Source organism: Mesorhizobium sp. WSM4823 (assembly GCF_055811195.1).
Window position 1 is genome coordinate 156,578 of the sequence record NZ_JBVVQL010000002.1, and the last position, 14,456, is coordinate 171,033.

The following is a 14,456-nucleotide window of genomic DNA, read 5'->3' on the forward strand; positions in this document are numbered from 1 at the left end:
GTATCTTTGAATCGATCCAAATTGGCGTCAGCTGCCGATTGGATCGATTCAGGAAGGAGACAGCCATGCACCCTGTCAATTATCTGTTCGAAGACATCTATCGCAACGACTGGAGCATCACCTCCAACGCGGCGACCCGGAAACGTCGCGGCAACACCGGTCCGTGGGTCCGCGATCTGCGTTTTTTCGTGGAGCGCAAGCGGAGCTGATCGGCACGGCATTTTGGGCCTGTCGATTGAATCGATTCAAGATGAAGGAGCCTAGCTATGCATCCGATCCATCATCTGTTTGAAGACATCTATCGCAACTATTGGGGCATCTCGCCGGCCACCGATAGTCCGGAGCGCCGCCGCCTGACCAAGCCGGCTGCACGCAATCGCGACCTGCCGGTCCGGCCCGAAAGCCGGCAGGATAGGCCATCGTCCGACTGACCGTCGTTTGACCGGAACGAACCCGGTCGTTGCCCGCAAGCGCTGCACTTTGAGGCGGGGAGGGAACGCCCCTCAGGAGCGCGGACGCACCAGAGCCGAGGCGGCGATCGCCAGCCAGCCGGCGATGAGCAAGGTGCCGCCGATAGGCGCCGACATCGGGAAAAGCCGCCCGCCGAGGAAGTCGCGAGCGAGGAGATCACCTGCGAACAAGACCAGCCCGGCGAGCAGGACGAGGCTTCCGCTCCGCAGCAGCCGGTTTGCGCCGAGCAGTCCGACAGCCAGGAAAACCGGCGCATGCATGATGAGGAAGGATGCGGCCGTGCCGACGAATGCACCGCCCAGATGCGCCGCTGCGGCGGACAGCGCCACGCCGGCCGCGCCGCACAAGCCGCCGGCGAAAACGAGGATGCGGCCGCTGCCGCTTGCTGATTGCTCGGCCGTGCTCATGTTTCTGGTCTCCGTGAAGTAATGATGGCCCGCAAACGGTGTCACGCCTTTCCAGTCTGCACCAGAATGTCGCGCGCGCGGCGCGACTGGACCAGCCAGTTATACGCAGCTCCGCCCGCCAGCAGCACGGACGTGCCGAGAAACACTGCGCGCATGCCGAAATGACCGCCGACGAAACCGCCGAGCAGTGGCCCGGCGACCTGTCCGACATACTGCGCCGAGATCGATAGGCCGAGCACATTGCCGCCGACGCCGTCTGGAACATTGTGGCGGATGACGCTGGTGATGCAGGGCAAGAGACCGCCAAGCGCCAGCCCCATCAGGAAACGCAGGCCGACGAGCTGCCAGCCCTGGGTGACGAAGGCTTGCGGGATCAAAAGCAGCGCCGAGACGGCAAGCGCCCCGATGACGACGTTCCAATGGCCGACGCGGTCGGCGAGCTTGCCGAGGCGCGAGGCCGACAGGATGGCGCCGAGTGCCGTCGCGGACATGACGACGCCGGAGGTCAGCGTTAACAGGCTTTGATCCTCTATGAGCTGCTGGACATAGACCGTGATGATCGGCTCGATCGACATGGTGGCGAAACTCAGCAGCATGCCGGTCGCCAGCATGGCGATTATGGGGCGCTTGTCCTCGATTTGCGACCAGCCGCCTTGCGGCTTCTCAGTCGAAGCAGCCTTGTCGGCTGCCGGGTGAGGGTTCTCCTTGATGAGAAAGGTCGTTGCCAGGAACGCCAGGAAAATGACGCCGCCGGCGAGCAGGAAGGTGGCGCGGATGCCGATCAGGGGCGGCAGCGCGCCGCCGAGCAGGGGACCGACGAGAGCGCCGGCGGTGATGCCGGCCGACAGCACACCGAGCGCCCAGCCGGACCGGTCCTTCGGCGTCTGCATGGCGACGAGAATGGTCGAGCCTGAGGAATAGCCGCCGGCGAAACCGATCAGCAGGCGCAGCAACACCAATTGCCAGACAGTCTCCACCATGCCGGTCAGCGACATGCAGATGGCCATGCCGAAACTGGCGCGCATCAGCATCAGTTTGCGGCCGTAGCGGTCGCCCAGCCGTCCCCACAGCGGCGCCACCAGCGCGGCGGCGAAGAAAGTGGCGCCGTAGGCGATGCCGGACCACTGCACAACAGCCGCATGGCCCTCGGCGCCCAGCTGCTCGACATAGAGCGGCAGGAAGGGCAGTAGCAGCGTCATGGCGACGAGTGTGCTGAACGAGCCGGCAAAGCACACGGCGAGATTGCGGCGCCAGTGGATGTTGTAGGCGTCTTGCGCGGCGAGAGTGGCTTCTTGCGGCATGTCGTGTCCTATCCGGCAAGCCAGTCGACAACTTGCTGCGGATACCATTTTGGGATACCAAACTGGTATCCGTCATGAACGCAAGCCCGGCCGCTGTCAATGCGGCCCTCTCAAACGTGATCGGCAACGCTGGCCAGCGACCGGATCGCCTGCACAAATGGCCGGAACGGAGCCGCCATGTCGCAAATGCAGAATGTCGAAATTGGGCTTCGCGAGATGATCCTCGGCCTCGAGGTCGGTCCGGGCGAGCGGCTGACGGAACGCTGGATCGAAAGCCGCTTCGGCGCCTCGCGCACGCCGGTCAGGGCAGCATTGCTGCGGCTCGAGACGGAAGGCTTGGTCTGCCGCGACGGTCGCGGCTGGACCGTTTCACCCATCAATCTCGCCGAGATCGAGCAGATCGCAGTGTATCGCGAGGCGGTCGAGGTCGCGGCGGTCAAACTGACTTGTGCCCTGGAGGACAGGAGCGCCGTCGAAATCATTGAGGCGATGCTGGACTCCTGCGACGCCGGCACCCCGCGCGAGGAATGGCACCGCGTTGGCATGGATTTCCACATTGAGTTGGCACGGCTGTCCGGCAACGAGTTCCTGTACAGGGCGGTCCGCGGTGCGATGACGCGCTTGTCGCGCGCCCGCTGGCTGGAGGTGCGCGACGAGGCGGCACTCGGCCGTGCCTGGGCCGAGCACCACGCTATCCTGGCAGCGGTGCGGGCCGGCGATGCCGGTGAGGCGGCACGGCGGCTTTCGGCCCATATCGTCGGCAGCCGCGACCGGCTGGTGACATCGCTGCACAATGACCGGCGTGGCCTGCGGGCCAGGGGATTTGCCGTCGTCGCGGCCTGACTGCGGAGGCAATCACTTTCGCCCTCGCTTCGCGCGCGCCGATGGCGTAAGAGCGGCGATGGAAAACAACCGATTTGAAACACCCGTGACCGTCAAGTCGGGCGCGGCGGGAACTACTCAGCTCTTGCGGACCGTCCGGGAGGCTTCCGATTACCTCCTCAACAACTGGCCCGGCAAGCGCAGTCCAAAACATCGCGAAGCGCTACAGGCCTGCCATGATGCGCTGGCCGGCGACAAGCCGGCCATGATCGCAAGGCGCGCCTTCATAGCCGCCGCGCGCGAAGTGAATGTTTTCGTCAGCGACAAGGCGCCGGTCTGAAGACGCAGCGAGGTGCTTAGGCCAAATCCGATCCGCCTCGCGGCCCGGATGCGTTTACTCTGCGGTTTCCGTTTCGGTTTCGGACGTGGTCTCGTCTTCGGGCTTCGAACGCTCCTTGGCTGCAACCTTGGCCGCCTGCTTTTCCGCCTTCTTGGCGGCCTTCTGCCGGTCGCGTTCCTTGCGTTCCTGGCCGTAATTCGGTGCTCGCGCCATATCTCTTCCTTTCGCCATCCTGAAGGCTGTTAGCCCTGCCTAGGAGCATTGGACTGCAAATACAACACCGCAAAGGCCGATCTGCTCCATAGACAGCCGGCAAGCCGGCTGCACGCGGTTCCGGGCTTGCAAGATGGCTGGCACAATGGTGTAGGAGAGACTGGGGTACAGATAACAAGCTCACCTGTTTTTTACCAAGTGACTGATGGCCACGCTTCGAAGAAACGCACAGAGGCTTTTCTACTATGCGCGCAATGCCATGCGCGATATTGCGCCGCAGGCGCTGTTCCGCCGCAGGCTCGCCGGGCTGCTCGACCGGGCCAAGCTTTCGGACGGATCGGTCCGCGCGCGTCTCAACTATTATAACAGATTGCAGGACGCCTTCGCGCCGAGTGCCGATGCGGTGCCGGTCAGCCGGCTGCCGACAGACCGGAGCATGTATTATTACGATCTGAAGGAATTCACCCGCTACTTCGATCCCGATTTGCGCATCGACCTCGAATTCGGCGACGTCATCGAAGTGCCTGCGATGCCCTCTATCGTCAAGGATCGGCCGATCGCCGGAGACAACAGGAACGGGGTCCTGTTCAAGCTCAACAAGTTCCGCCACTTCCACATGCCCGCCGACGATGTTGCCTTCGCGGACAAACTGCCGGTCGCCGTCTGGCGCGGCGAGCTCAACAATCCGATACGGACCTTGCTTCTGGAGGTCGCGCGCGATCTGCCCTCTTGCGATGTCGGCACACCCAGGCCGACGGCTGCGCCGGAATACCGCAAGCCATATCTGAGCATCGATCAGCAGCGACGCTATCGCTACATCATTTCGCTCGAAGGCAATGATGTGGCGACCAACCTCAAATGGATAATGAGTTCGAATTCGCTGTGCTTGATGCCGCCGCCGACATACGAGACATGGTTCGCCGAAAGCGAACTCGTGGCTGACGTGCACTATGTGCCGCTCGCGCCGGATTTTTCGGATCTTGCCGAGCGGGTGCAGTATCTCGAACGGCATCCGACCGAGGCCGAACGCATTGTTGCCGCGGCCAACGCCTATTGCCGCAAGTTCGCCGACGAGCGGGCCGAGCAGGCGATCTGCTTGCTCGTACTCTACAAATATTTCGTGCTCAGCGGCCAGATCAAGCCTGATCCCGAGGTCTGGCGATTTATCTCGGGCTAGCTCGCGGCGATCTTCGATCTGATCCGCCCCTTGTCAGATAGCATCCCGGTCGAGAACCAGATCGGCCGGACCGAACCGGTCTTTTGCCGTGAACTGCTGGTGCCAATAGGGGTAGAGCACCGGAGGCCTGCTCACAGCATCCAGGCGTGCGCGCTCATCGTCGGTAAGCACCAGGCTTGCAGCGGCGATATTGTCCTTGAACTGGGCTTCGGTCCGGCCGCCGATCACTAGCGAGCTGACCGCGGGCCGGCCGAGCAGCCAGGCAAGCGCCACCTGCGCGGCCGACACGCCATGGTTCTTGCCGACATAGGCAAGCACGTCGACGATCCTCCACAGCCGGTCCTCGTCGCGGATCGGCGGTTCCTTCCAGCCGCTGAGCTGGCGGGAGGTGGCCTGGTCGCGATGGTATTTGCCCGACAGCAATCCACCGGCGAGCGGGCTCCACACCAGCACGCCGAGCCCCTGGTCGACCGAGATCGGCAGCAGTTCATATTCGGCTTCGCGCGCTTCCAGCGTGTAGTGGATCTGCTGGGTGACGAAGCGCGGCTGGTGCTGACGATCGCTGATCCCCAGCGCCTTCATCACTTGCCAGCCGGAATAGTTGGAACAGCCGACATAGCGGATCTTGCCCTGAGTGACGAGCGTGTCGAGCGCGGCGATGGTCTCCTCGAGCGGCGTCGTGCCGTCCCATTCGTGCAGGAAATAGATGTCGATGACATCGGTCCTGAGGCGCTTCAGGCTTTTTTCGCACTCGCGGATCAGATGGTAGCGCGACAGTCCTTCGTCGTTGGGGCCTGTGCCGATCCGCATGCGCGCCTTGGAGGCGATCAGCACATCGCCCTTGCGTTTGCCGCCGAGCGCTTCGCCGATGATCTCTTCCGAAAGCCCGTTCGAGTAGACATTGGCGGTGTCGATGAGATTGACGCCGGAATCGATGCAGAGGTCGATCATCCGGCGCGCCTCGTCGAGATCGGTCTTGCCGACCGCCGAAAATGCGCCGGCGCCGCCAAAGGTCATGGTGCCCATGGTCAGCGTCGAAACCTTCAGCCCTGAACGGCCGAGAGTGCGGTATTCCATGTCAGATCCTCGCAATTGCGTTGAGAAGGGCTGGCTCGAAGATAGCCCGAAATGAGCTGGCATTTGTAGGACAACTTGCAAGGCTTGTCGCCCATGCCGTGGCGGGCGGGTCGATCAAATCTCACGGATTTGGCCGGCCGACGCACAGGCCGACTGCAATAAAACCGTCATTGCGGGTCTATATCAAGTCGGCTCAGGGTTCCGTCTCCGGCTCGGTTGACCGGGAGGCAGGCGCCCGGCCAGAAGCCGACATGGGCTCGCACGCGGAGCAGCGCAAATGACCGAAGCTAAACAGAATTCTCCTGCCAAGGATTGGCTGGAGGCGGAGCTAGCCGACACGCTCGACGAAGACTACGAGCTGGAAATGTCGGAACCGGCGCTGTCGCTGGAAATCGCCAAGATCTACAAGAAAGCGCATCCGCCCTCGATGGATCGCCAGCAGTATTTTCGCGACCTGATCACGCTGCAGTCCGAATTGATCAAGCTGCAGTCCTGGGTGGCTTACCACAAGAAGAAGCTGGTGGTGGTTTTCGAGGGCCGCGACTCGGCCGGCAAGGGTGGCGTCATCAAGCGCATCACCCAGCGGCTCAATCCGCGCATCTGCCGCGTCGTCGCCTTGCCGGCGCCGACCGAGCGCGAGAAGTCGCAATGGTATTTCCAGCGCTACGTCCCGCATCTGCCGGCAGGCGGCGAGATCGTGCTGTTCGACCGCTCCTGGTACAACCGCTCCGGGGTCGAGCGGGTGATGGGATTTGCCGAGCCGGATCAGGTCGAGGAGTTCTTCCGCGACGTGCCGGAGTTCGAGCGCATGCTTGTCCGTTCCGGCATCACACTGGTCAAATACTGGTTCTCCATCACCGATGAGGAGCAGCAGATGCGATTTCAGATGCGCATCCATGATCCGATGAAGCAGTGGAAGCTGTCGCCGATGGACCTGCAGTCGCGCGTGCGCTGGGAGCAGTACACCAAGGCCAAGGAAGAGACGTTCGCCCGCACCAACATTCCCGAAGCGCCTTGGTTCATCGTCGAGGGCAACGACAAAAAGCGTGCACGGCTGAACTGCATCGACCATCTCCTCAAGCAGATGCCTTATGAGGAAGTCCCGCACGAGGAAATCATATTGCCGGAGCGCGTCTTCAATCCCGAATACGAGCGCCAGGTGCTGCCGCGCGAGCTCTACGTGCCGGAGAAATATTGAGGAGCGGGGACTGCTAAAGGCTGGATCGGCGGCATTCCTTCGCGCCCCCGGCGCGATTCTTGCAACGCTGATGATTGGCGAAAGCCCGCGCGACATCGATCTCCCCCCGTGTGGGGGAGATGTCCGGCAGGACAGAGGGGGGCACGAAGGGTCACGGCGCCGAGGGCCGCGCCCGCAATGAGAACTAAGCGCGCTCAATAATGAAATGCGTGGCATTCGGCGTCGCGACCTGCTCGCTGCAGCGGTAGCCGAGCTTGAGCATGTCGATGCCGGCAAACAGGTTCTCGCCGGAGCCGAGCAGCATCGGCGAGATCGCCAGATGCATGTCGTCGACGAGCTTTTCCCTGAGATATTGCCGGATCGTGGCGACGCCACCGCCGAGCCGGATATCCTTGCCATTGGCAGCTGCTTTCGCCTTTTCCAGCGCCGAGTGGATACCGTCAGTCACGAAATGGAAGGTCGTGCCGCCCTCCATGACGATAGGATCGCGCGGATGGTGGGTGAGCACGAAGGCCGGCACATGGTAAGGCGGATTGTCTCCCCACCAGCCTTTCCAACTTTCATCCGGCCACTCGCCGCGGATCGGCCCGAACATGTTGCGGCCCATTATCCACGCTCCGACGTTTTCGAAGCTGCGCGCCACGAACCCGTCGTCCGTGTCGGTCGTCCCGCGATCGTCGCCGGACATGTTGCGGAAGGTTCGGGTGCCGAACATCCAATTGTGCAGGGCTTCCCCGCCGACGCCCAGCGGCTCTTTCAGGTCCTGGTCGGGACCGGCGCCGAAGCCATCGATCGACAGGGTGAAAGCGTTGACACGAAGTCTGGACATAGGTACCTCCTCGATAACCAGTTGTGAAATGCAAGCGGTATTGCTCTAGCTAAACTGATTGCATTTTGCAAGCGGTATTTTGAATCGCCGCCGAGCGATGGGCGGCTCGTTTGGGCCAGCCGCATTAGGACCGAGTCAAGACCGGTGATTGCAGCTGCAGTTACTCGCGCTGCGATGCCTCGAGGATACGCTCGACAGCTATGCGTAGCGGCGACAGACTGTCTGTCACCACGGTCCAGACGATAGCGTCGGAAGTCTTGTGGTATTCGTGGCGCAAAATATTGCCTACTCCACGAATCTGCTTCCGGGGAATTTCTGGAACAAGAGCGATCAAATCGTCCGGGATGTGCCGGGTGGCTTCGGAAATAATCTCGATTCCGCGCTCTACCCCGTGACGAAGCAGCCAGTCATCCCGAAAGTCGTCCAGAGTCTTGCCGGCGATGGCAGTGTGCCGATGCCATCCAAGGCCGCTATGATCTCGGTTAGGATCGGCTCAATCCGGCGGACTGCCATCAGAATACGCGCACGGCCGATTGTTCGATCTCGGCCTTCAGCATAGGATGAAGACTGTCGCGTGTGGTGATGTCGATTTCCGTTGACATCTTTTCTTCCAGAAATTGCTTGATGCCGACCAGATCGATCAGAGAGAAGCGCCGCGCCGGATCATAGTCGATGAACAGATCAAGATCGCTGTCCGGTTGTGCATCGTCCCGCGCCGCCGACCCGAACAGATAAAGCGAAGTCGCGCCCATGCCGTTGATCGCATCTGCGTTTCTCTGCAACCGTTCGATGACCTCATTCCTGCTCATGGGTCCATCCATTCTAGCGGATTGCATCAAAATCCCAAAATGATTGCGAGTATCTACCCCTTCAGCATTTCCGCCACTTCGGGCGCGAAATAGGTGAGAATGCCATCGCAGCCGGCGCGCTTGAAGGCTAGCAGCGATTCCAGCATCGCCTTGTCGCCGTCGATCCAGCCATTGGCGCCGGCCGCCTTGATCATCGAATATTCGCCCGACACCTGATAGGCGAAGGTCGGCATCCGGAATTCGTCCTTCAGCCTGCGGATGATGTCGAGATAGGGCAGGCCGGGCTTGACCATCAGCATGTCGGCGCCCTCGGCGAGGTCCTGCTCGGCCTCGCGCACGGCCTCGTCGGAATTGGCGTGGTCGAGATAGTAGGTCTTCTTGTCGCCCTTGAGCAGGCCGGCGGTGCCGACCGCCTCGCGATAGGGTCCGTAGAAGGCGGAGGCGAACTTCGTCGCATAGGACATGATCGCCACATCCTGAAAACCATTGGCGTCGAGCGCATCGCGGATGGCGCCGATGCGGCCATCCATCATGTCGGACGGGGCAATGATATCGGCGCCGGCCGCGGCCTGGATGACGGCCGCCGCCGTCACCTGTTCCACTGTCTCATCGTTGACGATGATACCGTCGCGCAAGATGCCGTCGTGGCCGTGCGAGGTGAAGGGATCGAGCGCTGCGTCGGTGATGATGCCGATCTCGGGCACCGCGTGCTTGATGGCGCGCGTGGCGCGGTTGATGACGTTTTCCGGATCGAGGATGTGCGAGCCGGTCTGGTCGCGCAAGCCGAGTTCGACATTGGGGAAGGTGGCGATCGCCGGGATACCGAGCTTTGCGGCGCGCTCGGCCTCCTTGACGGCAAGGTCGAGCGACAGGCGGAAGACGCCGGGCATGGCGGCGATCGGTTCACGGATATTTTTCCCATCGACGACGAAGATTGGCCAGATCAGATCGTCGACCGTGAGCCGCTTTTCCTGGACGAGGCGGCGCGACCAGTCGGCCTTGCGCATACGGCGCAAACGGCGGCTGCCGGTGATCTCGTCGACGCTGCGCGCGCCGGCAGGCTTTGCTGGGGTGAATTTGTTCATCGCCAAAACTCCGGATCGGGCGGCTTTTACCACGAGCTTCCGCCGCTGACCAATGCGACGATTGTGCCAGCGTGTCCGTGGCTCGCTGGCAGCTACAGATTTGGCGGCCATGCAAGGTCGGGACCCGTTCTGAAGAACGAGACGTTGTTGGTGAAAATGCTGGCCGGGGCAAGCCTGATCATGCGCCCATCCGGATGTTCGATCTGGGCCACGTTGTCGATGAACCATTGGTTCCAGCCAGATTCTGGACCGAGATATTTTCGAAGCAGCCGTTTGAAGCGATCTGGCGACATCGGTTCGATGGTGGCGGCGCCGCGCAGCCCGAGGTGGAGCAGAATACCGGCATCGTTGTCGAAGTGGACAATTTCGACCGCGCAGCGCGGGTCTCTTTCAAGATGCTTTACCGCGCTCCCATCTGACGACCCTAGAAGCCAGATCGCACCGTTCTCCCAGATGAACCATACGGGCGCGTTGCGCGGCGCGCCGTCGGCGGTAACGGTCGCCAAATTCGCCATCAGCGGGCGACTGAGGACATCGTCCGGGTCGAAATTTCGCGGCATCGTCAAATCATATTCTGACGCTCTGGGTTCAACGATCATGGGTTCGCCTTTGAGTTGACTGCTGCACAGCGGCCGCTGTGCTGTCGCTGACAATTTTGCGCCCATTTGATCCGGACGCAAAGGATGAGCTCTGTCCACTCCAGAATCCAAACTGACCCTCTACCGACTGAGCTTGGCATTGACGCACCCATGCGCCACGCTTTAGCACTTCAGTCCCGGCGGCGCGGGGGAGGGATTCTATCGCGATGGATTTTGACGGCGGCGACGAGATCCGCTTCGAACGATTGGGCAGGGCCGGTGTTGTCACGCTGACGCGGCCGCAGGCGCTCAATGCCGTCACCCATCGCATGGTCAAGGCGCTCGACAAAGCGCTGCGTGCCTGGGAGCAGGACGACGGCGTCGATGTCGTCGTCGTCAAAGCCGAGGGCAGGGCGTTTTCGGCCGGCGGCGACATCCTCCACGTTTACGAGGCCGCCCGGGCGGGAAAGCCGCCGGTCGATTTCTTCGCCGACGAATATCGGCTGAACGCCCGCATCGCGCGGTTCAGGAAACCCTATGTCGCGCTGATCGACGGCATCGTCATGGGTGGCGGCGTCGGCATCTCGTTCCACGGCTCGCAGCGGGTGATGACCGAGAATGCGCAATTCGCCATGCCGGAAGTCGGTATCGGCTTTTTCCCGGATGTCGGCGCCAGTCATCTCCTGCCGGACCTCGGCGGCAGCTTCGGCATGTATCTGGCCCTGACCGGCAACCGTATCCGCTATGGCGACGCTTTGTGGTCGGGCCTGGCGACGCACACGATCAAGGCGGAGGACCAGGCCGGATTTCTCGACCGGCTGGTGGCATCAGGCGATCCGGAATCGGTGCTGCGCGGGTTCTTCATCCCGGCTCGGCGCGAGACGGACAGCTCGACGCTGGAGGCGATCGCCCGCCATTTCGCGCAACCGTCGCTGGGTGACATCATCGGTAGCCTCGAGCGTGCCGCGCTCACCGATGCGTTCGCGGCCAAGACGCTGGCGACGATCCGCAGCCGCTCGCCGACCAGCCTGCATGTCGCCTGGCGCGAGATCGGCGCCGGGCTGACGCTGTCGATGGACGAGTGCATGCGGATGGAGTTCCGCATCCTCAACCGCATGCTTGCCGGCCACGATTTCTACGAAGGCATCCGCGCCGTCATAATCGACAAGGGCTCGACGCCGCTGTGGCGGCCGGCAGACATCGATAAAATCAACGCCGCCGACGTCGATGCCTATTTCGCTCCGCTCGGCGAACGGGAACTCGAACTGTGAGCGAGGTCACGTCAAGACGCGTCGTGCTCCAGCCCTCGACGGTCGAGATCGTCTTCGCCTGGTTTCAGCGCGTCGTATCAGCTTACTGCCTGCTGTTCGGGATTTTGTACTGGATCCGGCTGATCGGCTTCTACCCCGGCCCGTTGTGGCGCTTCGACCTGATGCCGGTGCATTGGCAGGTGGCGGCGGTGATGCTCGCCGTCTTCTTTCCCTTCGCCGCCGCCGGCCTGTGGATGCTGGCTTCCTGGGGGCCGGTGATCTGGTTCATCTGCGCGGTGACCGAGACCGTCATGTATGCCGGCTTTCCCGAGCTCTTCGGCCACCGCCTGCCGATCGTCGCCGCGCATGCGGCGGTGGCGCTGCTCTACATCGTCTTTCGCGTGGTGATCTGGCTGCAGAAGCGCCAGACCCGGCGATAGGGCATCGGATGATCAACAAGAAGAGCGCGGCGCGCCTCATGGACGGGTAAAATTTCCATCCGGAATCATTGGCTAAATCTTTAGGTTAATCATCCTTGTTCGGGTGACCCTTCGTTAAGCCTCTTTCGAAACCTCTTACCGGTAAGCTCTTGTTAGCCCTAGCGTTTAAGTCGAATTTTATGAGTATTCGATAGTGTCGCGATCAAGGTGAAAAGCAAAAAATCACCAGGCGACAAACGAGAGGCAAAGACAATGATCAATTCCCGTCCGGCGGCGAAGACCGCCAATGTATCCGATGACCGCCGCGAGGCAATCCGTTCGCTGTACATGGAATCGCTGCAGCTGGTGGAGCGGCTTCACCGCCGTCTGCTTGACGTGATCAAGGACGAATTCGACCGCAACGGCCGTTCCGACATCAACGCCATCCAGGCGCTGCTGCTCTTCAACATCGGCAATTCCGAACTGACCGCCGGCGAACTGCGCTCGCGGGGCTATTATCTCGGCTCGAACGTCTCCTACAATCTGAAGAAGCTGGTCGATCTCGGCTTCATCAACCACCAGCGCTCGCGCATCGATCGCCGTTCGGTGCGGGTCTCGCTGACGCCGAAGGGCAGCGAGGTGGCGGAAGTCGTCGGCGGCCTCTACGAGCGCCATGTCGGCTCGATCGAGCAGGTCGGCGGCATCAACACGGAAGAATTCAAGCAGATGAACCGCGCCCTGCAGCGGCTGGATCGCTTCTGGAACGATACGATTGCTTATCGGATGTAAGGTAGATCCGCCATGTGAAGGGGAACCGCGCCAAAAGAGGCGCGGTCGGGGAGCGACCTAAAGACCGGTGCCGAAAAGCACCGGTCTTTCCGTTTCGTGAGGGCCAGCCGATCCAAATCGCGGTCGGGGCCACGTTGCCGCCATATTCCCGGTGAAAGCGAGAATGCGGTGATGTGCGGCAAGAGCCAAGCGTCCCCCTGAAACGCGCGTCGCGCCCGGCGTGTTCTCACGAAGTGATGGGGGCCATGGTTGGTTAATTGTTAACAATGCCAATCCTAGAGTGCGGGCGGGATCGCCCGGTGAAGAGAATTGTTACAAGACTGTCTGGAGCGTACATGAGAACCAGTCGCCGTTTCTTCCTTTCCGGAGCCTCCGCGTTGGCAGCGACGATGCTTGCCGGTGGCGCCAGCGCGCAGGACGTGATCGGGGATATCCTGAAATCCTCGGGCCGCGGCAACTGGGACGACCAGTTCGACGCCCGCGCCAGCCAGGGCGGCAAGGTGGCCTCGACGCTGCCGATCGTCAGCGTGCAGACCGTTGCGTACACCGAGCAGGCGATCGCGCAGTATCAGAATATTGTCGCGCAGGGCGGCTGGGAGCCGGTCCCGGACACCAAGAAATTGCAGCTCGGCGTCATCGACCCCGACGTGGTGCCATTGCGCCGGCGCTTGATGGTTTCGGGCGACCTGGCGCAGAGCGCCGGTCTTTCGGAGGCTTTCGATTCCTATGTCGATGCGGCGGTCAAGCGTTTCCAGGCGCGCCATGGGCTGCCTTCCGACGGGACGCTGGGCCAATATACCTATGCGGCGATGAATGTTTCGGCGCAGGTCCGGCTTGGCCAACTGCAGACCAACCTGCAGCGGCTGAATGAGCGCGCCGGCACGCTGGGCAACCGTTATGTATTGGTCGACATCCCGGGCGCCCAGATCGAGGCGGTCGAGAACGACCGCGTGGTGCTGCGCCATACCGCCGTTGTCGGCAAGATCGACCGCCAGACGCCGATCGTCGATTCCAAGATCAACGAGATCATCGTCAATCCCTATTGGAACGCGCCGGTCTCGATCGTGCGTAAGGACATCATTCCGCTGATGCGGAAGGACCCCAACTATCTCAAGGACAGCAAGATCCGCCTGTTTGCACCGGATGGCAGCGAGGTCGATCCGCTGACTGTGGACTGGTCGACGGACGACGCCGCGAAATACCGCTTCCGCCAGGATCCGGGCGCCGGCAATGCGATGGCCTCGGTCAAGATCAATTTCCCGAGCCCGGACGGCGTCTACATGCACGACACGCCGCAGCAGAGCCTGTTCGGCAAGATGATGCGTTTCGATTCCTCGGGCTGCGTACGCGTCCAGAACGTGCGCGACCTCGTCACCTGGATCCTGCGCGACACGCCGGGCTGGAACCGCCAGCATTTCGAGGCATCGATCAAGAGCGGCGAGAACATCCCGGTGCAGGTCAACAATCCGGTGCCGGTCTATTTCCTCTACATCTCGGCCTGGTCGACGGGGCCTGGTGTCGTGCAGTTCCGCGACGATATCTATGGGCTCGACGGAGCCAACGAGCTGCAGATTACTTCTGCGCTCTAAGCAACTGATGTTTCTGCTGAAAAGGCCGCCGCTGAGGGCGGCCTTTTTGTATCCGGCTGGAGGGCGCGCTTTGTGCAAGGTCCGGAAAGCGTCGTTCGGTAC

Annotated in this window: 19 protein-coding genes; 10 read left to right on the plus strand and 9 right to left on the minus strand. The window is 61.9% G+C overall.

Features of this window, described 5'->3' with window-relative positions; all coding sequences use genetic code 11:
* Positions 1-65: 65 nt before the first annotated feature.
* Both AC0L26_RS05570 and AC0L26_RS05575 read left to right on the plus strand, forming a co-directional pair.
* Positions 66-209 carry a hypothetical protein gene (locus tag AC0L26_RS05570; RefSeq protein WP_473631662.1) on the plus strand — a complete coding sequence of 48 codons (144 nt, stop codon included), beginning with the start codon at positions 66-68 and terminating at the stop codon, positions 207-209.
* Between the two features lie 57 nt (positions 210-266).
* Positions 267-431 carry a hypothetical protein gene (locus AC0L26_RS05575; RefSeq protein ID WP_473631663.1) on the plus strand — a complete coding sequence of 55 codons (165 nt, stop codon included), beginning with the start codon at positions 267-269 and terminating at the stop codon, positions 429-431.
* Positions 432-503: 72 nt separating this feature from the next.
* On the opposite strand, the gene AC0L26_RS05580 is transcribed toward AC0L26_RS05575, so the two are convergent.
* Both AC0L26_RS05580 and AC0L26_RS05585 read right to left on the minus strand, forming a co-directional pair.
* Entirely contained in the window at positions 504-878 is a 375-nt protein-coding gene (locus AC0L26_RS05580; RefSeq protein WP_473631664.1) for a DUF423 domain-containing protein, read from the minus strand.
* A gap of 41 nt (positions 879-919) precedes the next feature.
* On the minus strand, positions 920-2,179 hold the full coding sequence (locus AC0L26_RS05585; RefSeq protein ID WP_473631665.1) for a multidrug efflux MFS transporter: 1,260 nt from the start codon (positions 2,177-2,179) through the stop codon (positions 920-922).
* A 177-nt stretch (positions 2,180-2,356) separates the two neighbouring features.
* Here AC0L26_RS05585 and AC0L26_RS05590 point away from each other — a divergent pair, with 177 nt between their 5' ends.
* Together AC0L26_RS05590 and AC0L26_RS05595 are read left to right on the plus strand one after the other, a co-directional pair.
* The gene (locus AC0L26_RS05590) at positions 2,357-3,022 is read left to right on the plus strand and encodes a GntR family transcriptional regulator (RefSeq protein ID WP_473631666.1); all 666 of its coding nucleotides are present in this window, start codon (positions 2,357-2,359) and stop codon (positions 3,020-3,022) included.
* A gap of 85 nt (positions 3,023-3,107) precedes the next feature.
* Complete coding sequence (locus tag AC0L26_RS05595) at positions 3,108-3,341, plus strand: DUF982 domain-containing protein (RefSeq protein ID WP_435528775.1); 234 nt, start codon at positions 3,108-3,110, stop codon at positions 3,339-3,341.
* Positions 3,342-3,395: 54 nt separating this feature from the next.
* On the opposite strand, the gene AC0L26_RS05600 is transcribed toward AC0L26_RS05595, so the two are convergent.
* Complete coding sequence (locus tag AC0L26_RS05600) at positions 3,396-3,554, minus strand: hypothetical protein (RefSeq protein WP_023798419.1); 159 nt, start codon at positions 3,552-3,554, stop codon at positions 3,396-3,398.
* A gap of 205 nt (positions 3,555-3,759) precedes the next feature.
* Here AC0L26_RS05600 and AC0L26_RS05605 point away from each other — a divergent pair, with 205 nt between their 5' ends.
* Positions 3,760-4,731, plus strand: a complete 972-nt coding sequence (locus tag AC0L26_RS05605) for a glycosyl transferase family 90 (RefSeq protein WP_473631667.1) — start codon at positions 3,760-3,762, stop codon at positions 4,729-4,731.
* A gap of 33 nt (positions 4,732-4,764) precedes the next feature.
* On the opposite strand, the gene AC0L26_RS05610 is transcribed toward AC0L26_RS05605, so the two are convergent.
* Positions 4,765-5,808 carry an aldo/keto reductase gene (locus tag AC0L26_RS05610; RefSeq protein WP_473631668.1) on the minus strand — a complete coding sequence of 348 codons (1,044 nt, stop codon included), beginning with the start codon at positions 5,806-5,808 and terminating at the stop codon, positions 4,765-4,767.
* Between the two features lie 277 nt (positions 5,809-6,085).
* On the opposite strand from AC0L26_RS05610, the gene ppk2 reads away from it, so the two are divergent.
* Positions 6,086-7,006: a polyphosphate kinase 2 gene (gene ppk2 / locus AC0L26_RS05615; protein WP_352938840.1), complete on the plus strand. Its 921-nt coding sequence runs from the start codon at positions 6,086-6,088 to the stop codon at positions 7,004-7,006.
* A 184-nt stretch (positions 7,007-7,190) separates the two neighbouring features.
* Here ppk2 and AC0L26_RS05620 read toward each other — a convergent pair whose 3' ends face one another.
* The 5 genes from AC0L26_RS05620 to AC0L26_RS05640 form a co-directional block, all read right to left on the minus strand.
* Positions 7,191-7,835: a dihydrofolate reductase family protein gene (locus tag AC0L26_RS05620; protein ID WP_473631669.1), complete on the minus strand. Its 645-nt coding sequence runs from the start codon at positions 7,833-7,835 to the stop codon at positions 7,191-7,193.
* Between the two features lie 160 nt (positions 7,836-7,995).
* Complete coding sequence (locus tag AC0L26_RS05625; protein ID WP_473632133.1) at positions 7,996-8,277, minus strand: HepT-like ribonuclease domain-containing protein; 282 nt, start codon at positions 8,275-8,277, stop codon at positions 7,996-7,998.
* A gap of 70 nt (positions 8,278-8,347) precedes the next feature.
* Positions 8,348-8,644 carry a nucleotidyltransferase family protein gene (locus AC0L26_RS05630; RefSeq protein WP_473631670.1) on the minus strand — a complete coding sequence of 99 codons (297 nt, stop codon included), beginning with the start codon at positions 8,642-8,644 and terminating at the stop codon, positions 8,348-8,350.
* Positions 8,645-8,697: 53 nt separating this feature from the next.
* Positions 8,698-9,729 (minus strand): porphobilinogen synthase, encoded by a 1,032-nt coding sequence (gene hemB, locus AC0L26_RS05635; RefSeq protein ID WP_473631671.1) that lies wholly within the window; start codon positions 9,727-9,729, stop codon positions 8,698-8,700.
* A 92-nt stretch (positions 9,730-9,821) separates the two neighbouring features.
* Positions 9,822-10,394, minus strand: coding sequence for a pyridoxamine 5'-phosphate oxidase family protein (locus AC0L26_RS05640; protein ID WP_473631672.1), 573 nt, complete (start codon positions 10,392-10,394; stop codon positions 9,822-9,824).
* Between the two features lie 140 nt (positions 10,395-10,534).
* Here AC0L26_RS05640 and AC0L26_RS05645 point away from each other — a divergent pair, with 140 nt between their 5' ends.
* The 4 genes from AC0L26_RS05645 (at position 10,535) to AC0L26_RS05660 (ending at position 14,354) form a co-directional block, all read left to right on the plus strand.
* Positions 10,535-11,578 carry an enoyl-CoA hydratase/isomerase family protein gene (locus tag AC0L26_RS05645; protein WP_473631673.1) on the plus strand — a complete coding sequence of 348 codons (1,044 nt, stop codon included), beginning with the start codon at positions 10,535-10,537 and terminating at the stop codon, positions 11,576-11,578.
* Positions 11,575-11,997 carry a DUF6163 family protein gene (locus AC0L26_RS05650; RefSeq protein ID WP_354493490.1) on the plus strand — a complete coding sequence of 141 codons (423 nt, stop codon included), beginning with the start codon at positions 11,575-11,577 and terminating at the stop codon, positions 11,995-11,997. Before AC0L26_RS05645 ends, AC0L26_RS05650 begins: the two co-directional genes overlap by 4 nt.
* A 252-nt stretch (positions 11,998-12,249) precedes the next feature.
* Positions 12,250-12,765: a transcriptional regulator LdtR gene (gene ldtR, locus AC0L26_RS05655; RefSeq protein ID WP_095485756.1), complete on the plus strand. Its 516-nt coding sequence runs from the start codon at positions 12,250-12,252 to the stop codon at positions 12,763-12,765.
* Positions 12,766-13,100: 335 nt separating this feature from the next.
* A complete protein-coding gene (locus AC0L26_RS05660) occupies positions 13,101-14,354 on the plus strand; it encodes a L,D-transpeptidase family protein (protein ID WP_473631674.1) in 1,254 nt (417 codons plus the stop codon).
* Positions 14,355-14,456: the final 102 nt, after the last annotated feature.

Excerpts from the sequence above, each read along its gene's own strand:
- AC0L26_RS05570 (WP_473631662.1), top strand. The coding sequence starts at position 66 with ATGCACCCTGTCAATTATCTGTTCGAAGACATCTATCGCAACGACTGG.
- AC0L26_RS05575 (WP_473631663.1), top strand. The coding sequence starts at position 267 with ATGCATCCGATCCATCATCTGTTTGAAGACATCTATCGCAACTATTGG.
- AC0L26_RS05580 (WP_473631664.1), bottom strand. The coding sequence starts at position 878 with ATGAGCACGGCCGAGCAATCAGCAAGCGGCAGCGGCCGCATCCTCGTT.
- AC0L26_RS05585 (WP_473631665.1), bottom strand. The coding sequence starts at position 2,179 with ATGCCGCAAGAAGCCACTCTCGCCGCGCAAGACGCCTACAACATCCAC.
- AC0L26_RS05590 (WP_473631666.1), top strand. The coding sequence starts at position 2,357 with ATGTCGCAAATGCAGAATGTCGAAATTGGGCTTCGCGAGATGATCCTC.
- AC0L26_RS05600 (WP_023798419.1), bottom strand. The coding sequence starts at position 3,554 with ATGGCGCGAGCACCGAATTACGGCCAGGAACGCAAGGAACGCGACCGG.
- AC0L26_RS05605 (WP_473631667.1), top strand. The coding sequence starts at position 3,760 with ATGGCCACGCTTCGAAGAAACGCACAGAGGCTTTTCTACTATGCGCGC.
- AC0L26_RS05610 (WP_473631668.1), bottom strand. The coding sequence starts at position 5,808 with ATGGAATACCGCACTCTCGGCCGTTCAGGGCTGAAGGTTTCGACGCTG.
- ppk2 (WP_352938840.1), top strand. The coding sequence starts at position 6,086 with ATGACCGAAGCTAAACAGAATTCTCCTGCCAAGGATTGGCTGGAGGCG.
- AC0L26_RS05620 (WP_473631669.1), bottom strand. The coding sequence starts at position 7,835 with ATGTCCAGACTTCGTGTCAACGCTTTCACCCTGTCGATCGATGGCTTC.
- AC0L26_RS05630 (WP_473631670.1), bottom strand. The coding sequence starts at position 8,644 with ATGAGCAGGAATGAGGTCATCGAACGGTTGCAGAGAAACGCAGATGCG.
- hemB (WP_473631671.1), bottom strand. The coding sequence starts at position 9,729 with ATGAACAAATTCACCCCAGCAAAGCCTGCCGGCGCGCGCAGCGTCGAC.
- AC0L26_RS05640 (WP_473631672.1), bottom strand. The coding sequence starts at position 10,394 with ATGGGCGCAAAATTGTCAGCGACAGCACAGCGGCCGCTGTGCAGCAGT.
- AC0L26_RS05645 (WP_473631673.1), top strand. The coding sequence starts at position 10,535 with ATGGATTTTGACGGCGGCGACGAGATCCGCTTCGAACGATTGGGCAGG.
- ldtR (WP_095485756.1), top strand. The coding sequence starts at position 12,250 with ATGATCAATTCCCGTCCGGCGGCGAAGACCGCCAATGTATCCGATGAC.
- AC0L26_RS05660 (WP_473631674.1), top strand. The coding sequence starts at position 13,101 with ATGAGAACCAGTCGCCGTTTCTTCCTTTCCGGAGCCTCCGCGTTGGCA.